Origin of the sequence: Pseudomonas sp. NS1(2017) (assembly GCF_002269425.1) — a bacterium.
Classification (GTDB): domain Bacteria; phylum Pseudomonadota; class Gammaproteobacteria; order Pseudomonadales; family Pseudomonadaceae; genus Aquipseudomonas; species Aquipseudomonas reactans.
In genome coordinates, this window is record NZ_CP022960.1 from 748810 (window position 1) to 767136 (window position 18327).

The window sequence follows — 18327 nt, forward strand, 5'->3', positions numbered from 1 at the left end:
GGATCCAATATGGCGATAGAGGACGATTAGCAGCACGTCATGTAAGAGAATGCTTACACGCCCTCCAAGCCCTTAGAACAGTGCCTCATCCAGCAAAAACAGCGATTCGCTACCGGATTTTACCGACGCACTCAGCGAGTGGATGCGTGGCAACAAGCGGGCGAAATAGAAACGTGCAGTGCCCAGCTTGCTGGCGTAAAAATCTTCTTCAGACTCCTTGCCCAACGCGGCCTTGGCCATGCGTGCCCACATATAGGCGTAGGCCATGTAGCCGAAGGCGTGCAGGTACTCCACCGACGCCGCGCCGATTTCATTCGGGTTGGTCTTGGCGCGGTCCAGCACCCAGGCGGTCAGCTCATCCAGGTTATCCACCGCTGCGCCCAGCGGTTTGGTGAACTCACTCAGCTCGGCACCCGCCGAGGTAATGAACGCGCGGATCTCATCGGCAAACAGGGTGTAGAACGCCCCGCCGCTGCCGACGATCTTGCGCCCCATCAAGTCCAGGGCCTGGATGCCGTTGGTGCCTTCGTAGATCTGGGTGATGCGCACGTCCCGCACCAATTGCTCCTGGCCCCACTCGCGAATGTAGCCATGGCCGCCGAACACTTGTTGGCCGAGCACGGTGGTTTCCAGGCCCAGGTCGCTCAAGAACGCCTTGGCTACCGGGGTCAGCAGCGCAACCAGGTTATCGGCGCGCTCACGCGCAACGGCATCGTCGCTGAACTTGGCGATGTCCAGTTGCGTCGCCACATAGGTGGAGAACGCCCGGCCGCCTTCGTTCGCGGCCTTCATGGTCAACAGCATGCGCCGTACGTCGGGGTGCACGATGATCGGGTCGGCCACTTTGTCTTTATGCTGTGCGCCGGTCGGTGCACGGCTTTGCACGCGGTCGCGCGCATAGTCGATGGCGTTCTGGTAGGAACGCTCGCCGGACGCCAGGCCCTGGATGCCCACACCCAGACGCTCGTAGTTCATCATGGTGAACATCGCCGCCAAGCCACGGTTCGGCTCACCCACCAGGTAGCCCACGGCCTCGTCGAAGTTCATCACGCAGGTCGCCGACGCCTGGATCCCCATCTTGTGCTCGATGGAACCACAACTCACGGTGTTACGTGCGCCCAGGCTGCCGTCGGCATTGACCATGAACTTCGGCACCAGGAACAGCGAGATGCCCTTGGGACCGGCCGGTGCGTCCGGCAGCTTGGCCAGCACCAGGTGGATGATGTTGTCGGTGAGGTCGTGTTCGCCACCGGTGATAAAGATCTTGGTGCCGCTGACTGTGTAGGAACCGTCCGCCTGTGGTTCGGCCTTGGTGCGGATAATCCCCAGGTCAGTACCGGCATGGGCTTCGGTCAGGCACATGGAGCCGGCCCATTCACCGGAATACATCTTCGGCAGATAAGCGGCTTTCAGTGCTTCGCTGGCGTGGGTGTTGATCGACACGCAGGCGCCGGAGGTCAGCATCGGGTACAAACCGAACGCCAGGCTCGACGAGTTGATCATCTCTTCAACCTGGGCCGACACCGCCTTGGGCATACCCATGCCGCCGAACATCGGGTCACCACCTACCCCAACCCAGCCGCCTTCGGCATAGGTTTTGTAGGCCTGTGGAAAACCGTCCGGCGTGAACACCGCGGTGTTGTCCCAGCGGCAACCCTGCTCATCGCCACCGCGGCTGAGCGGGGCGATGGATTTAGCGGTGACCTTGCCGGCTTCTTCGAGGATGGCCTCTACGGTTTCGGCGTCAACGGTGTCTGCCAATGCCGGCAATTGGGCCCAAGTGGTGGCGACCTCAAAGACTTCGTTGAGGACGAAGCGCATATCACGCAGCGGCGCTTTGTAATCAGCCATGGCAAACCTCGTGAGAACGTGAAAAGTAATTCGGTAAGAGTCGGTTTTACAGGCTCAGAGTGTACCCGAACAACTTTTCAGACACATAGGGTCCACTTGTGACTGATCGGTATTTTTAAGTCACTACGGCGCAAATGCCTCCGCAGGCAGACTCATCAGGCATTCGCTGCCCGCTTCCACCGCAGCACGGTGGGTGGCGGTACGCGGTAGCAGGCGCTTGAAATAGAAGTCGCAGGTCGCGAGCTTGGCCTTGGAGAAATCCGAGTCCGGTTGCTCAAGGGCAGCCATCGCCATACGCAGCCACAGGTAGGCAAGGATCACGTAGCCGCTGTACATCAAGTAATCCACGGCCGCCGCACCGACTTCATCGGGATTCTTCATCGCGGCCATGCCGACTTTAGTGGTCAGTTCGCCCCACTCTCCATTCAGCTGGCTAAGCTGCGCCACATAGGCCTTGAGCTGCGGGTGCTCGGCATTCGCCGCGCAGAACTTATGCACAATCTTGGTAAAGCCACGCAGCAACTTACCCTGGCTGCCCAGCACCTTGCGCCCCAACAGGTCGAGGGCCTAAATGCCGTTGGTGCCTTCATAGATCGGCGCAATCCGTGCGTCGCGGGCCAGTTGTTCCATGCCCCATTCGCGGATGTAGCCGTGGCCGCCGAAGATCTGCATGCCGTGGTTGGTCACCTCAAGGCCGGTGTCGGTCATGAAGGCTTTGCAGATCGGCGTGAGGAACGCCAGCAGGTCTTCGGCGTCCTGACGCTGGGTGGCGTCGCGGCTCAGGTGCGCGGTGTCGAGCAACTGTGCGGTGAAGTAGGTCAGAGCGCGGTTGCCTTCGTTGAAGGCCTTCATGGTCAGCAGCATGCGGCGCACATCGGGGTGCACGATGATCGGGTCGGCGGCTTTATCCGGAGCCTTGGCGCCGGTCAACGAGCGCATCTGCAGGCGGTCGTTGGCGTATTTGATCGCGCCCTGGAAGCTCGCCTCGCCATTGCACAAGCCCTGCATGCCGGTGCCCAGGCGCGCGTGATTCATCATGGTGAACATGCAGTTGAGGCCTTTGTTCGCCTCATCGATCAGAAAGCCCTTCGCGCCGTCGAAGTTCAACACGCAGGTGGCCGAACCCTTGATGCCCATCTTGTGTTCGATGGAGCCGCAGTGCACCGCGTTGCGCTCGCCCGAATCCGCATGGAACTTGGGCACGATAAACAGCGAGATGCCCTTGGTGCCCGCCGGCGCGTCCGGCAGTTTGGCCAGTACCAGGTGGATGATGTTGGCGCTCATGTCATGTTCGCCGGCCGAGATGAAGATCTTGCTGTCGGTGACCGCATAGCTGCCGTCCGCCTGGGGCACGGCGCGGGTCTTGATCAGGCCCAGGTCGGTGCCGCAATGGGCTTCGGTGAGGCACATGGTGCCGGTCCATTCGCCGGCGGTGAGTTTGGTGAGGAACGTGTCTTTCTGCTCGGCGGTGCCGTGGGCGTGGATCGCCGACATCGCGCCGTGGGTCAGACCTGGGTACATACCCCAAGAGGTATTGCTGGAGCCGATCATCTCGCTGAGTACTAGGCCCAGCGACGACGGCAAGCCCTGGCCGCCGTAGGCCGGGTCTGCCGCCAGGCCGTGCCAGCCGCCTTCCACATACTGGGCGAAGGCTTCCTTGAAACCCTTGGGCGTAGTGACCACGCCGTTGTCGAAATGACAGCCTTCTTCGTCGCCGCTGCGGTTGAGCGGTGCGAGCACGTTTTCGCAGAATTTGGCGCCTTCTTCGAGAATCGCGCTGATCATGTCCGGGCTGGCGTCGGTCGCGCCCAAGGCGGCGTAATGGCCGTGGAAATCAAACACGTTGTCGATCAGAAAACGCATGTCACGAAGGGGAGCTTTGTAGTCAGGCATGGCAATGTCTCCGTCAGCAGATGGTTTCAACCTACTGCCGGGCATTGCCTCGGACAATCACTGTAGCGCTGCTGAATACAGCGCCATCACTCAACCGGCAGCGCCCTCTGTGCGCACCGCGCCACGACGGGTTTGCCCGGCTGCAACCACGCAGTTACGTCCGGCCCCCTTGGCGGCGTACAGCGCCTGGTCGGCGGATTTGAGCACCTCTTCGGGCGTGCGCTGCTCGGCCTGGCGCTCGGCCACGCCGATGCTGATGGTCACCGAAACGCTCGATGCACCGCTGCCCGCACGGCGTTGACGGCCCTGGTGGTCGTCCTGAGGGCGGTCGGCATTGCGCAGCTTGATATCGTAATCCGCGATGATCTCGCGGATCTCCTCCAGGTGCGGCAAGCACTCCTCGACCGTCTTGCCGGCGAACACCACGGCGAACTCTTCACCACCGTAGCGATAAGCCCGCCCGCCGCCGTTGACCTTGGACAACTTGCTCGCCACCAGTCGCAGCACCTGGTCACCGACATCATGGCCGTGGGTGTCGTTGAAGCGCTTGAAGTGATCGACGTCGCTCATCGCCAACACATAGTTGCGCCCCAGCCTCTGCATGCGCTCGTTCAGCGCGCGGCGCCCCGGCAAGCCGGTGAGCTCATCGCGGAAGGCCATTTGATAAGCCTCGTGGGCCACGCCGGCAGCAATCATCAGCATCACCTGGCTGCACATGATGTTCAGGGTAAACGGCAAGATGAAAGTCTGCGGCAACATCCAGAATAGGCCCAGCAGGCCCACCAGTTGCGCCGCGTGCAGCGGGCGCGGCTGGTACCAGTACTGTGCCGCAAGGGTCAGGAAACCGATCAGAAACATCGGATACGACAGCTGGATCAGGCTCATCCAACTGCCATGCAGCGCCGGCCAGCGAATTTCCGCCAACCAGTTCAGCACGGCTTGGGGATAACTCTGCTCCAGCGCCAGCGCCACGCTACCCACCGCCAGCAGCACCGCGCCACGGGCGACGAAGTCGCGGAACAGGTGGGTCTTCTCCTGCCACAGGGCATAGATGCTGAACAACAACGGCAACAGCAAGCAGCACAGGTGAAACACCACGGCCGCGTCTTCGCGCACGCGACCGTTGTCGCGGTAGAAATCGGTCTGGGTATCCAGCAGGAAGTAGGCGATGTACACCGTGATCATCAGGAACAGTTCGCGCTGACGGCGATACACCGCGCAATACGAACCGCCGAGCAACAGCACCAGGGTCGGCAACACATTGAAGAGCGACGTGAAGAAGACGTTGAGGTCCTTGACGTACGCAGCCGAGAGCCCGGCCAGCAAGAGCAGCAACGAAGGTAAAAAATGACTGAAACGTACAGCGGACACGCGCGACAAGGGTAAAACTCCGACCCGCAAAAAGATGATGGCACTGTGCCTTTACGCCGACAGTTAAGCACAACCTGGCACGCATGTATCACATTGCCATCACTGTAACGGCAGCCACTGGCATTCCCTGAGTTTTTTGTTGCAACGCTTTCTGTAGGAGCGGGCTTGCCCGCGAAGGTCGTCAACGATGATGGGGGGCGTCTGAATAAACGCGGTGCTTGTGGTTTTTTCGCGAGCAAGCTCGCTCCTACAAAGAAACGAAAAAGCCGCCGCTCCCGTGAAGGAGCGGCGGCTCTTGAAGTGAACCCGGTAAGGCTTAGTAAGCCAGGCCGAAGTCTTCTTCTTTCATGTCCATCAGGTTGTTTGCGCCCGACAGCATGGTGGCTTTATGGGCCAGGGTACGCGGCAGAATGCGCTGGAAGTAGAAGCGCGCAGTCTGCAGCTTGGCGGTGTAGAACGCCTCTTCGGTGGTGCCGGCAGCCAGTTTTTCGGCAGCCAGGCGCGCCATGTCAGCCCAGAAGTAAGCCAGGCACGCGTAACCGGAGTACATCAGGTAGTCCACCGAGGCGGCACCCACTTCTTCGCGGTCTTTCATCGCGGCCATGCCGACCTTCATGGTCAACTCGCCCCACTCTTTGTTCAGTGCAGCCAGCGGAGCAACGAACTCTTTGACGGCTTCGTTACCTTCGTTGGCCTGGCAGAACTTGTGCACGATCTTGGTGAAGCCCTTGAGCGCTTCGCCTTGGGTCATCAGCACTTTACGGCCCAGCAGGTCGAGGGCCTGGATACCGGTGGTGCCTTCGTACAGCATCGAAATACGGCTGTCGCGAACGTTCTGCTCCATGCCCCACTCGGCGATGAAGCCGTGGCCACCGTAGATCTGTACGCCGTGGTTGGCAGACTCGAAGCCGACTTCGGTCATGAACGCCTTGGCGATCGGAGTCATGAAGGCCAGCAGGCCGTCGGCCTGTTTCTTGGCTTCGTCGTCGGTGCCGTATTTGACGATGTCCACTTGCTTGGCGGTGAAGTACACCATCGCACGGTTGCCTTCGGCGAAGGCTTTCATGGTCAGCAGCATGCGGCGCACGTCAGGGTGCACGATGATCGGGTCGGCGGCTTTGTCCGGCGCCTTCGGGCCAGTCAGGGAGCGCATTTGCAGGCGATCGCGAGCGTACTTCAGGCCGCCCTGGAAGCCGATCTCGGCGTGGGACAAGCCTTGCAGCGCGGTTCCCAGGCGAGCGGTGTTCATAAAGGTGAACATGCAGTTCAGGCCTTTGTTCGCCGGGCCGATCAGGAAACCGGTGGCCGCGTCGAAGTTCATCACGCAGGTGGCGTTGCCGTGGATGCCCATCTTGTGTTCCAGGGATCCACAGGTCACGGCGTTGCGCGCGCCGATCGAACCGTCGGCGTTCGGCAGGAACTTCGGCACGATGAACAGCGAGATACCTTTGGTGCCAGCCGGTGCGTCCGGCAGGCGGGCCAGTACGATGTGGACGATGTTGTCGGCCATGTCGTGTTCACCGGCCGAGATGAAGATCTTGGTACCGGAGACTTTGTAGGAACCGTCAGCCTGAGGCTCGGCCTTGGTGCGCAGCATGCCCAGGTCGGTGCCGCAGTGTGGCTCGGTCAGGCACATGGTGCCGGTCCACTCGCCCGACACCAGTTTGGTCAGGTAAGCCTCTTGCTGCTCGGGAGTACCGTGCTCGGAGATGGTGTTCATCGCACCGTGGGACAGGCCCGGGTACATGCCCCACGACCAGTTGGCGGCGCCGACCATTTCACTGACTGCCAGACCCAGGGATTCCGGCAGGCCTTGGCCGCCGTGCTCCACGTCGTGGGCCAAGCTTGGCCAGCCGCCTTCGACGAATTGTTTGTAGGCTTCTTTGAAACCGGTTGGGGTTTTAACGCCCGACTCACTCCAGGTGCAGCCTTCGATGTCGCCCACGCGGTTCAGCGGTGCCAGTACTTGCTCACAAAACTTGGCGCCCTCTTCAAGGATGGCGTCAACCATGTCTGGGGTAGCGTCCTGGCAAGCCGGCAGGCTCTGATAGTGCGCTTCATAGCCAAGCAGTTCGTCACGAACGAAGCGAATATCACGCAAGGGGGCCTTGTAGTCAGGCATAGCGATAAACCTCTGCTGATGTATCTGGAATGAACAACCGCGTGGAATTGTTGTGGCGGTCAAACAGGTGTTTGAAACATACGTTTACCACCTGGGGATGTCAAGCGTCGTCCGGATGCCGTTTGTCATGACGTGAATCAACGGCGCGCACGGCGACGCCTGCGGCGGGGTGCCACATGACTTTAGGAGAGATAGAGGATTTTTGTAGGAGCGAGCTTGCTCGCGAAAAACGTCAACGATGACGGGTGCGGTCTGGATGCACGCGGTGCTTGGGATTTCTTCGCGAGCAAGCTCGCTCCTACAAGGACCGCGTAGGACGGATGGGATTAAGCGTAGGTGTCGATCAGGGTGCCGAGCATTTCATCCGAAGCCTTGGCGACTTTGGCGCCGAGCTCCACCTGAAACTTGCCTTGGGCCATTTCGACCATGTTGCTGGCCGAGTTGGACGGCTGGGCGCGGTCATTGGCTTGCAGTCGGTCGCTTTGCGCATCCGAGGGCTGGGTCGTCGCGGCGCTGGCAATTTTACCGGCGGCCTGGTCGACACGGTTCTGCCCGGTCTGAATGCTGCTCAGGCCCGAATAAAACGCGCTGCTTCCAGAGATTTCCATGGCGTAAGCCTGCCTTTAGAGAATCGTGAACCGTGATTGAAGCAGAGTCGCCCGCAAAACGCCCGTCAAAAACACTAATGGCATAATGCCTTAGCGATAGCCAAAATCAGTCAAGCAGGTCCAGCTGCAAGTATTCCGCCACCGCTTCAGCCCCCGCCTGCTTGAGTTTCGGCACGCGGCCCAGGCACGGTGCAGGCAGCCGCTCGGCCAGGGTGGCGAGGTTTTCTTCCAGACGAGAGGTCTTGGGGTCGATGATATTCGCCACCCACCCGGCCAGTTGCAAACCGTCACGGGCGATGGCTTCGGCGGTGAGCAGGGCATGGCTGATGCATCCCAGGCGCACGCCCACCACCAGGATCACCGGCAGCTTGAGCGCCATGGCCAAATCCGACAGGTTCGCCTGATCAGCCAGAGGCACCCGCCAACCGCCTGCGCCTTCGATCAAGGTGAAATCCGCTTCTCGCGCCAGTATCTGCTGCATGGGTTTGAGCAAGGATTGCACAGTCAGCGATACGCCCGCCTCCCGCGCCGCCAGATGCGGCGCGATGGCCGGCTCGAACGCCACCGGGTTGACCTCGGCGTACGTCAGGGGCAACGAGCATTCGGCCAACAACGCCAGTGCATCGGCGTTGCGCAAGCCTTTGGGCGTGACCTGGCAGCCGGAAGCCACGGGTTTGCCGGCGGCAGTGCTTCTGCCAGCTTGTCGCGCCGCGTGCAGCAGGCCAGCAGCGACGGTGGTCTTGCCGACATCGGTGTCGGTGCCGGTGATGAAGTAGGCGGCGTTCATAGAGGTTTCTCCAGTACGGCATACACCACTTGGTAAGTCGCCGGCAGGCCCTGGGCCTGGCGGAACCGCTCATACGCCTGCACCAGTGCAACAATCCGCGCGCGCCCCGTCAACCCTCCCGGCCGGCCAGGGTTGAGGTTATGCGCACCCAGGGCTTTCAATTCATGGGTGAGGCTGCGCACGTCCGGGTAATGCAGCACATGGGCGCGGCGCTCCAGGCTCACCACCCGCAGGCCGCTGGCCGCGCACAGTTGTTGATAAGCCTCGAACGTACGGAAGCGGTTGACGTGAACCAGGCCATCCGCCGCGCGCCAGCTTTCGCGCAGCTCTTCCAGGGTGCCCACACACAGGCTGGCAAAAGCGAGCGTGCCTCCCGGTTGCAACACGCGAGAGGCCTCACTGAGCACGGCTTCGAAGTTCGCGCACCACTGCACCGCGAGGGAGGAGAAGATCAGCTCCAAGCTGTCAGTTTTAAGCGGCAAGCGCTCGGCATCGCCGGCGATGAAGTGCTGGGCACCACCCAATGGGCGTGCGTGATTGAGCATGCCTTCGGCGATGTCCAGTGCAATGCCTTGGCTGGCGGGCAAACGTTCGGCCAGCACGCGGCTGAAATAACCAGTGCCGCAGCCCATATCCAGCCAGCGTTGTGGCGCAATGTCGGCCGGCAAGCGCGCCAGCAATTGGCTGCCCACCGACCGCTGCAACTCGGCAACGCTGTCGTAACTGGCGGCTGCACGGGAAAAGGACGCCGCCACCTGGCGTTTGTCGGGTAACGCGCCTGGCAGCGGGGCGTGGGATAAATCAGTCATCGACACACTCATGCAAAAAAGCCTGGATGGCCCCCGCAACACCGTGAGGGTCTTCCAGAAGAAAAGCGTGGCCGGCCTGTTCAATCAGGCCGATTTCAACATCAGGCAGCAGTGCCAGCAGGTCGCTGGCGGCTTCGGCGGGCACCAATCCGTCCAGCCCGGCGAACAGGTGCAACTGCGGGCCGCGATACGCCAGCAAGGCTTCACGGGTGTCGAGTTGAGCGAGCAGTTCGAGGCCGGGCATCAGCACCGTTGATGGGGTATTGGGTGCGCCGCTGACCAGCAAGCGCGACAACCCACGTGGGTCTTCGGCGCCTTTGGCGCACAGCAAACCGAAGCGCTTGAGGGTAACTTGGGAGTCGGCATGGCAACCGGCGAGAAACGCATCGAAGGTCTCGGCGGGCATCGCGCTGGGCCAACCTTCATGGGCGACGAAACACGGATTGCTCGCCAGCGTCAGCAGGCCGCAACAACGTTCGCCACGCCGCGCCGCCAGCTCCGAAGCCAGCATGCCGCCCAAGGACCAGCCACCCAGCCAGGCGTTGTCCGGCAGCGTGGCATCAAGTTCGTCGAGCCACTCATCCAGGTCGCTGGAACCCAACGCGGGCAAGGGCTCGATCTGCACCTGCAGGTGTTCGTCCAGACCTTGCAATGCAGCGGCCAACGGCTCCAGCGGTGATACACCGAGGCCCCAGCCGGGCAGCAATATCAGTCGATTACGCATGGTCGGGCTCCGAACGGCTTAAAACGCGGAAACACGCTTCCAATGCGTTTAACAATAGCTGCACCTGCGCCTCGGTGTGGGCCGCCGTCAACGTCACGCGCAAACGCGCACTGCCGGCCGGCACGGTCGGTGGGCGGATCGCCGTCACCATCAGGCCGCGCTCGCGCAGCATTTGCGACAGGCGCACGGCCTTGGCGCTGTCGCCGATCAGAATCGGCTGGATCGGAGTGAAGCTGTCCATCAAGTCCAGACCGAGCTGCTCGGCACCCTGGCGGAACTGACGGATCAGGCCGTTGAGGTGCTCACGCCGCCAATGTTCGGTGCGCAGCAGCTCCAGGCTTTTCAAGGTGGCGCAGGCCAGGGCCGGCGGTTGGCTGGTGGTGTAGATGTACGGGCGCGCGAACTGGATCAGGCTTTCGATCAGCTCTTCACTGCCCGCCACAAAAGCGCCGGCTGTGCCGAACGCCTTGCCGAGGGTGCCAACCAGTACCGGCACGTCCTCCTGGCTCAGACCGAAGTGCTCGACGATACCGCCGCCGTTGGCGCCCAATGGGCCAAAACCATGGGCATCATCCACCATCAACCAGGCGCCTTTGGCCTTGGTTTCACGGGCCAGCGCGGGTAGGTCGGCCAGGTCACCGTCCATGCTGAACACGCCATCGGTGACCACCAGGGTATTGCCGGTGGCTTTCTCCAGGCGCTTAGCCAAGCTTGCGGCGTCGTTATGCAGGTAGCGATTGAAACGCGCCCCCGAGAGCAGGCCCGCATCCAGCAGCGAGGCATGGTTGAGTCGGTCTTCCAGCACCGTATCGCCCTGCCCCACCAACGCCGTGACCGCACCGAGGTTGGCCATGTAGCCGGTGGTAAACAGCAGCGCACGCGGGCGACCGGTGAGATCGGCCAAGGCTTCTTCCAGCTCATGGTGCGGCGTCGCATGCCCGACCACCAGGTGCGAAGCACCGCCGCCCACGCCCCAGCGGGATGCACCGGCGCGCCAAGCCTCGATCACTTGCGGGTGATTGGCCAGGCCCAAGTAATCGTTATTGCAGAACGCCAGCAACGGCTTGCCGTCCACCACCACTTCCGGGCCTTGGGGGCTGTCGAGCAGCGGGCGTTGGCGGTAAAGATGTTCGGCACGGCGGGCAGCGAGGCGCGCGGCGAGATCGAAGGACATCTCTCACACCACAGCGTTATAGAACTGCTCGCTGCTCTTCTGCTCCACCAGCGCCTGCTCGATCGCCGCCTGATGCACTTCATCCGCGTGTTCTTCACGGGCTTCCGGCAGGATGCCCAGGCGCGAGAACAGTTGCATGTCCTTGTCCGCCTGTGGGTTGGCGGTGGTCAGCAGTTTGTCGCCGTAGAAAATAGAGTTGGCGCCGGCGAAGAACGCCAGGGCCTGCATCTGCTCATTCATTGCTTCACGACCAGCGGACAGCCGCACATGGGACTGCGGCATCAGGATGCGCGCCACGGCGAGCATGCGGATGAAGTCGAACGGGTCGATGTCTTCGGCGTTTTCCAGCGGCGTACCGGCCACCTTCACCAGCATGTTGATCGGCACCGACTCCGGATGCTCCGGCAGGTTGGCCAGTTGGATCAGCAAGTTGGCGCGGTCATCGAGGGACTCGCCCATGCCGAGGATGCCACCGGAGCAGATCTTCATCCCCGAATCCCGCACGTAGGCCAGGGTTTGCAGGCGTTCGCTGTAGGTGCGGGTGGTGATGATGCTGCCGTAGAACTCCGGCGAGGTATCGAGGTTGTGGTTGTAGTAGTCCAGGCCGGCCTGGGCCAGGGCTTCGGTCTGGTCCTGATCGAGGCGGCCGAGGGTCATGCAGGTTTCCAGGCCCATGGCCTTCACGCCTTTGACCATCTGCAGCACGTAGGGCATGTCTTTGGCCGACGGGTGCTTCCAGGCGGCGCCCATGCAGAAGCGGGTCGAGCCGATGGCTTTGGCGCGGGCAGCCTCTTCGAGGACCTTCTGCACTTCCATCAGCTTCTCTTTTTCCAGGCCAGTGTTGTAGTGGCCAGACTGCGGACAATATTTGCAATCTTCCGGGCAGGCGCCGGTCTTGATCGACAGCAGCGTCGACACTTGTACACGGTTGGCGTCGAAATGCGCGCGGTGCACGGTCTGCGCCTGGAACAGCAGGTCATTGAACGGCTGCACGAACAGCGCTTTGACTTCGGCGAGGGACCAATCGTGACGCAAGGTGGCGGTGGTGCTGGCGCTCATGGGCGATTCCTTGATTATGCTTTGGCAAGCGCTGCGGGAAGGGCAATACCCACAGGCACGACACGGATGCTCGGCATATTTAAGGAAGATTCATGCACTGTCAACCTGACTACAAACACAAGGTTTACATCTGGTTAAAAAACACCCAGACATGTTTAATCTGCGATGAGGCAACGGAATCAGCCGACTCTGTGTGCAACGTCTGCGAAACCGAGCTGCCGTGGCTGATAGAACACTGCACCCTGTGCGCCCTACCCCTGCCGATGGAGGGCTTGATCTGCGGCCAATGCCAGAAACATCCGCCGGCCTTTAAACAGGTGATCGCGCCCTGGACCTACAGCTTTCCGATCGACAGCCTGATCAGCCGCTTCAAGCACCAAGCGCGCTGGCCTCTGGGGCAGATGCTGGCTCGGCTGTTGACCCAGCACCTGCAACATCGCTTCGACAACACCGAACTCACTCGCCCCGACTGCCTGCTGCCGGTACCGATGGCGCGCAAGCGCCTGCGGGAACGCGGCTATAACCAGGCGTTGATGCTGGCGCGCTGGCTCAGCAGCGACCTGAACATCCCCTACGATGAACACCTGTTATTACGCCCTCATGAAACCGTCGCCCAACAGGCCCTCGATGCCAAGACCCGACAACGCAACCTGCTCGGCGCTTTCGCCCTGGCGCCCGACGCACAGGTGCAAGGCCGTCACTTTGCACTGGTGGACGACGTGCTCACCACAGGCGCCACCGCCCACAGCCTGGCGCGGTTGTTGATGAATACCGGGGCGCTGCAGGTCGATGTGTACTGCCTGGCCCGCACGCCCAAACCGGGCAGTTGACTTGACTCCGTCCCACCTTGGCCGCAACGTTCAGTCCATCACATCGAAGCGTATCCCCATGTCTCTGCCAACGTCCCTCAGCCAACACATCATCCGCCGTCCCCAGCGCATTGCCTTGCTGGCGCATATCGCCGAGCAGGGCTCCATCACCCGCGCCGCAAAAAGTGCCGGCTTGAGTTACAAGGCGGCGTGGGATGCCATCGACGAGTTGAACAACCTGGCGCAAAAACCGCTGGTGGAACGCAGCGTCGGCGGCAAGGGCGGCGGCGGCGCCAAGTTGACGGCGGAAGGTGAGCGCGTGCTGCGTCTTTATCAACGCCTGCAAGTACTGCAGGCCGAAGTGCTGGGCTCGGACGAAGCCGCCAGCGATTTCAACCTGCTCGGCCGTTTGATGCTGCGCACCAGCGCGCGTAATCAATTGCATGGTCAGGTCGTCGCCATCGAGCAGCATGGCCGCAATGATCTGATCCGCCTGCAACTGGCCGGCGGGCTGACCCTGGCTGCACAGATCACCCATGACAGCACGCAGCGGCTGGAGCTGGAAACCGGGGTAGAAGTGGTCGCATTGATCAAGGCCGGCTGGCTGGAATTGCTGGCACTCGAGGCTCCCGCAACAACTGGACACAATTGCATGAGCGGCATCGTCGACGCCGTTCTCGACGCCGAGGACGGGCCCAGCGAAGTGCGCGTCACCCTGCCCAACGGCCAGGTTTTATGCGCCCTGGCGCAGCCCGCCACGCTCAAGGCGCTGCGCGTGACCGAAGGCAAAGCGATCCAGGTGCAATTTGCGCCGAGCAATGTGCTGCTCGGCACGCCGGTGTAAGCGGCCCGCTATTTAAACTGCAACAATTTCGTCACGCCCGCTCCTTATGGTGTCTGCAAAAACCGCAGGGAGCCTGAGATGAGCCTATTAGAAGAAAACCAAGCCACCGACCTTGAACAGATGATCGGCCTCACCCGTCGCCGCTTTATCGGCGCTGGTGCCCTGTGTGGCGCCGCGATGTTCCTGGGTGGCAACCTGCTGACCCGCAGCGCCCTCGCCGTCAACGCCGCCAGCGCCAGCCCGTTGCTGGGGTTCACCAGCATCGCCGCCGCCACCAGCGACGCCATTACTTTGCCGCCGGGCTATAGCGCTTCGGTGCTGATCAGTTGGGGCCAGCCGTTGAGCAAGAGCGCGCCGGCCTTCGACCCGTCCGGTAACGGCACGGCCAAGGCCCAGGAACAGCAGTTCGGCGACAACAATGACGGCATGAGCCTGTTTGCCTTCCCCGGCGACGAGAATCGCGCGCTGATGGCGATCAACAACGAATACACCAACTACCGCTACCTCTTCGCCCACGGCGGCGCGCCGCAGTCGGCCGAAGACGTGCACAAGGCCCAGGCCAGCGAAGGCGTGTCGGTGATCGAAGTGCGGCGCAAGGGCGACACCTGGCAGTTCGTGCAGGACTCGCGCTACAACCGCCGCATCCACGGCAATTCGCCGATCCGCCTCAGCGGCCCGGCCGCCGGTCACGACTGGCTCAAAACCAGCGCCGACAAATCTGGCAAAAAGGCCCTGGGCACCTTCCAGAACTGCGCCAACGGCAAGACGCCGTGGGGCACTTATCTGACGTGTGAAGAGAATTTCACCGACTGCTTCGGCAGCAGCAACCCACAACAGACCTTCGATGCCGGGCAGAAACGTTATGGCGTTGTCGCCGCCAGCAAGGACATCAACTGGCACCAGCACGACCCGCGTTTCGATATGGCGAAGAACCCCAACGAACTCAACCGTCACGGCTGGGTCGTGGAAATCGACCCGTTCGACCCGCAATCCACCCCGGCCAAACGCACTGCCCTGGGCCGCTTCAAGCATGAAAACGCTGCCCTGGCGGAAACCCGCGACGGCCGCGCCGTGGTGTACATGGGCGACGATGAGCGCGGCGAGTTCATCTACAAGTTCGTCAGCCGCGACAAGATCAACCACAAGAACCCCAAGGCCAACAAAGACCTGCTCGACCACGGCACCTTGTATGTGGCGATCTTCGACGCGGGCGACGGCAACGCCGACCACCCCAAGGGCAAGGGCCAATGGGTCGAGCTGACCCACGGCAAAAACGGCATCGACGCCAGCACCGGCTTCGCCAACCAGGCCGAAGTGCTGATCCACGCGCGCCTCGCCGCCAGCGTGGTGAAAGCCACACGCATGGACCGCCCCGAATGGATCGTGGTCAGCCCCACCGACGGCCAGGTCTATTGCACCCTGACAAACAACGCGAAGCGCGGTGAAGACGGCCAGCCGGTGGGCGGTCCCAACCCGCGCGAGAAGAACGTCTACGGCCAAATCCTGCGCTGGAAGGCCGACGCCAATAACCACGGCGCCACCGAATTCAGCTGGGACCTGTTTGTGGTAGCCGGCAACCCGGGCGTGCACGCCGGTACGCCCAAAGGTGGCTCGTCGAATATCAACCCGCAGAACATGTTCAACAGTCCAGACGGGTTGGGCTTCGACAAGGCCGGGCGCCTGTGGATTCTTACGGATGGGGACTACAGCAACGCGGGTGACTTCGCCGGCATGGGCAATAACCAGATGCTGTGTGCCGACCCTTCCACCGGGGAAATTCGCCGCTTCATGGTAGGACCGGTGGCCTGTGAAGTGACGGGCATCAGCTTCTCGCCGGATCAGAAGACGCTGTTCGTGGGGATCCAGCACCCAGGCGAAACCGGCGGCTCGACCTGGCCGGAGCATCTGCCGAATGGCAAGCCGCGCTCGTCGGTGATGGCGATTCGGCGGGATGATGGCGGCATCGTCGGCGCCTGATAGACCACAGTCCCTGTAGGAGCGGGCTTGCCCGCGAAAAACGTCAACGATAACGCGCAAAGCCTGATGCCCCGAGGCGCGCTCAGGTTTTTCGCGAGCAAGCTCGCTCCTACAGGGTTACCATACCCGGCCGGACGCGGCGCCCTGCTGCGCGCAGGAGTTCGCATGGCCCACCCGTTTGAAACACTCACACCCGACCTGGTGCTCGACGCTGTCGAAAGCATCGGTTTCCTCAGCGATGCTCGCGTCCTGGCGCTCAACAGCTACGAAAACCGCGTCTATCAAGTGGGCATCGAAGACTCGGAACCGCTGATCGCCAAGTTCTATCGGCCGCAGCGCTGGACCAACGAGGCGATCCTCGAAGAACACCGCTTCACCTTCGAACTGGCCGAATGCGAAGTCCCGGTGGTCGCGCCACTGATCCACAACGGCGAAAGCCTGTTCGAGCACGCCGGTTTCCGCTTCACCCTGTTCCCCCGCCGTGGCGGCCGTGCGCCGGAGCCGGGCAATCTCGATCAGCTGTATCGCCTTGGGCAATTGCTCGGCCGTTTGCATGCGGTGGGCTCCACCCGCCCGTTCGAACACCGCGAAGCCTTGGGTGTGAAGAACTTCGGTCACGACTCACTCACCACCTTGCTTGAAGGCAATTTCATCCCCAAGAGCCTGCTGCCGGCCTACGAGTCCGTGGCCCGCGACCTGCTCAAGCGTGTGGAAGAGGTGTACAAGGCCACGCCGCACAAAAACATCCGCATGCACGGCGATTGCCACCCCGGCAACATGATGTGCCGCGACGAGATGTTCCATATCGTCGACCTGGACGACTGCCGCATGGGCCCGGCGGTACAGGACCTGTGGATGATGCTCGCCGGTGATCGTCAGGAATGTCTGGGGCAGTTGTCGGAATTGATGGACGGCTACCAGGAATTCCATGACTTCGACCCGCGTGAACTGGCGCTGATCGAACCGCTGCGTGCCTTGCGCCTGATGCACTACAGCGCCTGGCTGGCACGGCGCTGGGACGACCCGGCGTTTCCCCACAGTTTTCCGTGGTTTGGCAGCGAGCGTTATTGGGGCGATCAGGTGTTGGCGTTGCGTGAGCAATTGGCCGCCTTGAATGAAGAGCCGTTGAAGCTGTTTTGACGGACAAATATCCTTACAATCGCGCTTTGTTAGCTGCCTAAGCAAGGATTCTGCAATGCAAGCCGCCAACCCCCGCAAGGGGTACATCCTGGGCCTGAGTGCCTACGTCATCTGGGGTCTGTTCCCGCTCTACTTCAAAGCCATCGCCAGCGTGCCCGCCGCCGAGATCATCGTGCACCGCGTGTTGTGGTCGGCACTGTTCGGCGGTTTGCTGTTGATGGTGTGGAAGCACCCCGGTTGGTTCCGCGAATTGCGCGACAACCCCAAGCGCCTGGCGATCCTGGCCCTCAGTGGCTCACTGATCGCGGGTAACTGGCTGACGTATGTGTGGTCGGTGAACACCGGGCGCATGCTGGAAGCGAGCCTGGGTTACTACATCAACCCGTTGGTGAATGTGGTGCTGGGTATGCTGATCCTGGGTGAACGCCTGCGCCGCTTGCAGTGGGTCGCCGTCGGGCTGGCGGCCGTGGGTGTGGCGCAACAGGTATGGCAGGTCGGCAGCTTGCCGTGGGTGTCGCTGGTGCTGGCGTTGACCTTCGGTTTCTACGGGCTGATTCGCAAGCAGGCGCCGGTCAAGGCGCTACCGGGGCTGGTGGTGGAAACCTGGATGCTGGTGCCGATTGCGATTGCCTGGCTGCTGTTCAACCCGACCGCCCATAGCGCGCAGATGGCATTCTGGAGTACGTCCGAAGCCTGGTGGCTGGTGGCGGCCGGCCCGGTGACGCTGATCCCGCTGGTGTGTTTCAACGCCGCCGCACGGCATTTGCCCTACACCGCGCTGGGCTTTTTGCAGTACGTCGCACCGACCCTGGTGTTGCTGGAAGCCGTGCTGCTGTTCGGCGAACACCTGGCACCGAGCACCCTGACCGCCTTCGCCTTCATCTGGGCGGGCCTGGTGGTGTACAGCGTGGATATCTGGCTTAGCGCGCGCAAACGCTGATCAAATAACGTACAAACCCCTGCAAGCCACAGCGGGCGTGGCTTGCAGACATCCACCCCAAGGTTATCCACAACCTGATCCCCGCCATTTGTGCACAAGCTTTTGAAATTGCTCATTTTTTGCTCAATCAGCGAAGAGCCCCGGCCGGTGTGGGCTGGCGAGGGGTCTCTACAGGTTATCCACAGGCCCATGCAAGATTTCCATGCATAACCCTGTGGG

The 18327-nt window shown here is 61.9% G+C and carries 14 protein-coding genes and 1 pseudogene; 5 read left to right on the top strand and 10 right to left on the bottom strand.

Annotation, left to right across the window (positions count from 1 at the left end; translation table 11 throughout):
• Window positions 1-72: 72 nt before the first annotated feature.
• The 10 genes and pseudogenes from CI807_RS03660 to bioB form a co-directional block, all read right to left on the bottom strand.
• Window positions 73-1851, bottom strand: a complete 1779-nt coding sequence (locus tag CI807_RS03660; protein WP_095013763.1) for an acyl-CoA dehydrogenase C-terminal domain-containing protein — start codon at window positions 1849-1851, stop codon at window positions 73-75.
• A gap of 123 nt (window positions 1852-1974) precedes the next feature.
• Window positions 1975-3744 (bottom strand): annotated as a pseudogene (locus CI807_RS03665) (acyl-CoA dehydrogenase C-terminal domain-containing protein).
• Between the two features lie 90 nt (window positions 3745-3834).
• The gene (locus tag CI807_RS03670; RefSeq protein WP_095013764.1) at window positions 3835-5124 is read right to left on the bottom strand and encodes a diguanylate cyclase; all 1290 of its coding nucleotides are present in this window, start codon (window positions 5122-5124) and stop codon (window positions 3835-3837) included.
• 307 nt (window positions 5125-5431) lie between these two features.
• Window positions 5432-7237 carry a phenylacyl-CoA dehydrogenase gene (locus tag CI807_RS03675; protein ID WP_016977848.1) on the bottom strand — a complete coding sequence of 602 codons (1806 nt, stop codon included), beginning with the start codon at window positions 7235-7237 and terminating at the stop codon, window positions 5432-5434.
• A 326-nt stretch (window positions 7238-7563) separates the two neighbouring features.
• Window positions 7564-7845 carry a hypothetical protein gene (locus tag CI807_RS03680; RefSeq protein ID WP_016977847.1) on the bottom strand — a complete coding sequence of 94 codons (282 nt, stop codon included), beginning with the start codon at window positions 7843-7845 and terminating at the stop codon, window positions 7564-7566.
• Window positions 7846-7951: 106 nt separating this feature from the next.
• A complete protein-coding gene (bioD, locus tag CI807_RS03685; protein WP_095013765.1) occupies window positions 7952-8632 on the bottom strand; it encodes a dethiobiotin synthase in 681 nt (226 codons plus the stop codon).
• Window positions 8629-9441 carry a malonyl-ACP O-methyltransferase BioC gene (bioC, locus tag CI807_RS03690; protein WP_095013766.1) on the bottom strand — a complete coding sequence of 271 codons (813 nt, stop codon included), beginning with the start codon at window positions 9439-9441 and terminating at the stop codon, window positions 8629-8631. The genes bioD and bioC overlap by 4 nt, the downstream gene beginning before the upstream one ends.
• Window positions 9434-10165 carry an alpha/beta fold hydrolase gene (locus tag CI807_RS03695; RefSeq protein WP_095013767.1) on the bottom strand — a complete coding sequence of 244 codons (732 nt, stop codon included), beginning with the start codon at window positions 10163-10165 and terminating at the stop codon, window positions 9434-9436. Before CI807_RS03695 ends, bioC begins: the two co-directional genes overlap by 8 nt.
• Window positions 10158-11339 carry an 8-amino-7-oxononanoate synthase gene (bioF, locus tag CI807_RS03700; RefSeq protein ID WP_095013768.1) on the bottom strand — a complete coding sequence of 394 codons (1182 nt, stop codon included), beginning with the start codon at window positions 11337-11339 and terminating at the stop codon, window positions 10158-10160. Before bioF ends, CI807_RS03695 begins: the two co-directional genes overlap by 8 nt.
• Window positions 11340-11342: 3 nt before the next feature.
• The gene (gene bioB, locus CI807_RS03705) at window positions 11343-12398 is read right to left on the bottom strand and encodes a biotin synthase BioB (protein ID WP_016977842.1); all 1056 of its coding nucleotides are present in this window, start codon (window positions 12396-12398) and stop codon (window positions 11343-11345) included.
• Between the two features lie 92 nt (window positions 12399-12490).
• Here bioB and CI807_RS03710 point away from each other — a divergent pair, with 92 nt between their 5' ends.
• The 5 genes from CI807_RS03710 to rarD all read left to right on the top strand — a co-directional run bounded on the left by CI807_RS03710 (window position 12491) and on the right by rarD (window position 18108).
• Entirely contained in the window at window positions 12491-13228 is a 738-nt protein-coding gene (locus CI807_RS03710; RefSeq protein WP_095013769.1) for a ComF family protein, read from the top strand.
• Between the two features lie 58 nt (window positions 13229-13286).
• Entirely contained in the window at window positions 13287-14051 is a 765-nt protein-coding gene (locus CI807_RS03715; protein WP_095013770.1) for a TOBE domain-containing protein, read from the top strand.
• 78 nt (window positions 14052-14129) lie between these two features.
• Entirely contained in the window at window positions 14130-16028 is a 1899-nt protein-coding gene (locus CI807_RS03720; protein WP_095013771.1) for a PhoX family phosphatase, read from the top strand.
• 165 nt (window positions 16029-16193) lie between these two features.
• The gene (locus CI807_RS03725; RefSeq protein ID WP_016977838.1) at window positions 16194-17168 is read left to right on the top strand and encodes a serine/threonine protein kinase; all 975 of its coding nucleotides are present in this window, start codon (window positions 16194-16196) and stop codon (window positions 17166-17168) included.
• 55 nt (window positions 17169-17223) lie between these two features.
• Entirely contained in the window at window positions 17224-18108 is an 885-nt protein-coding gene (rarD, locus tag CI807_RS03730; RefSeq protein WP_016977837.1) for an EamA family transporter RarD, read from the top strand.
• Window positions 18109-18327 lie beyond the last annotated feature (219 nt).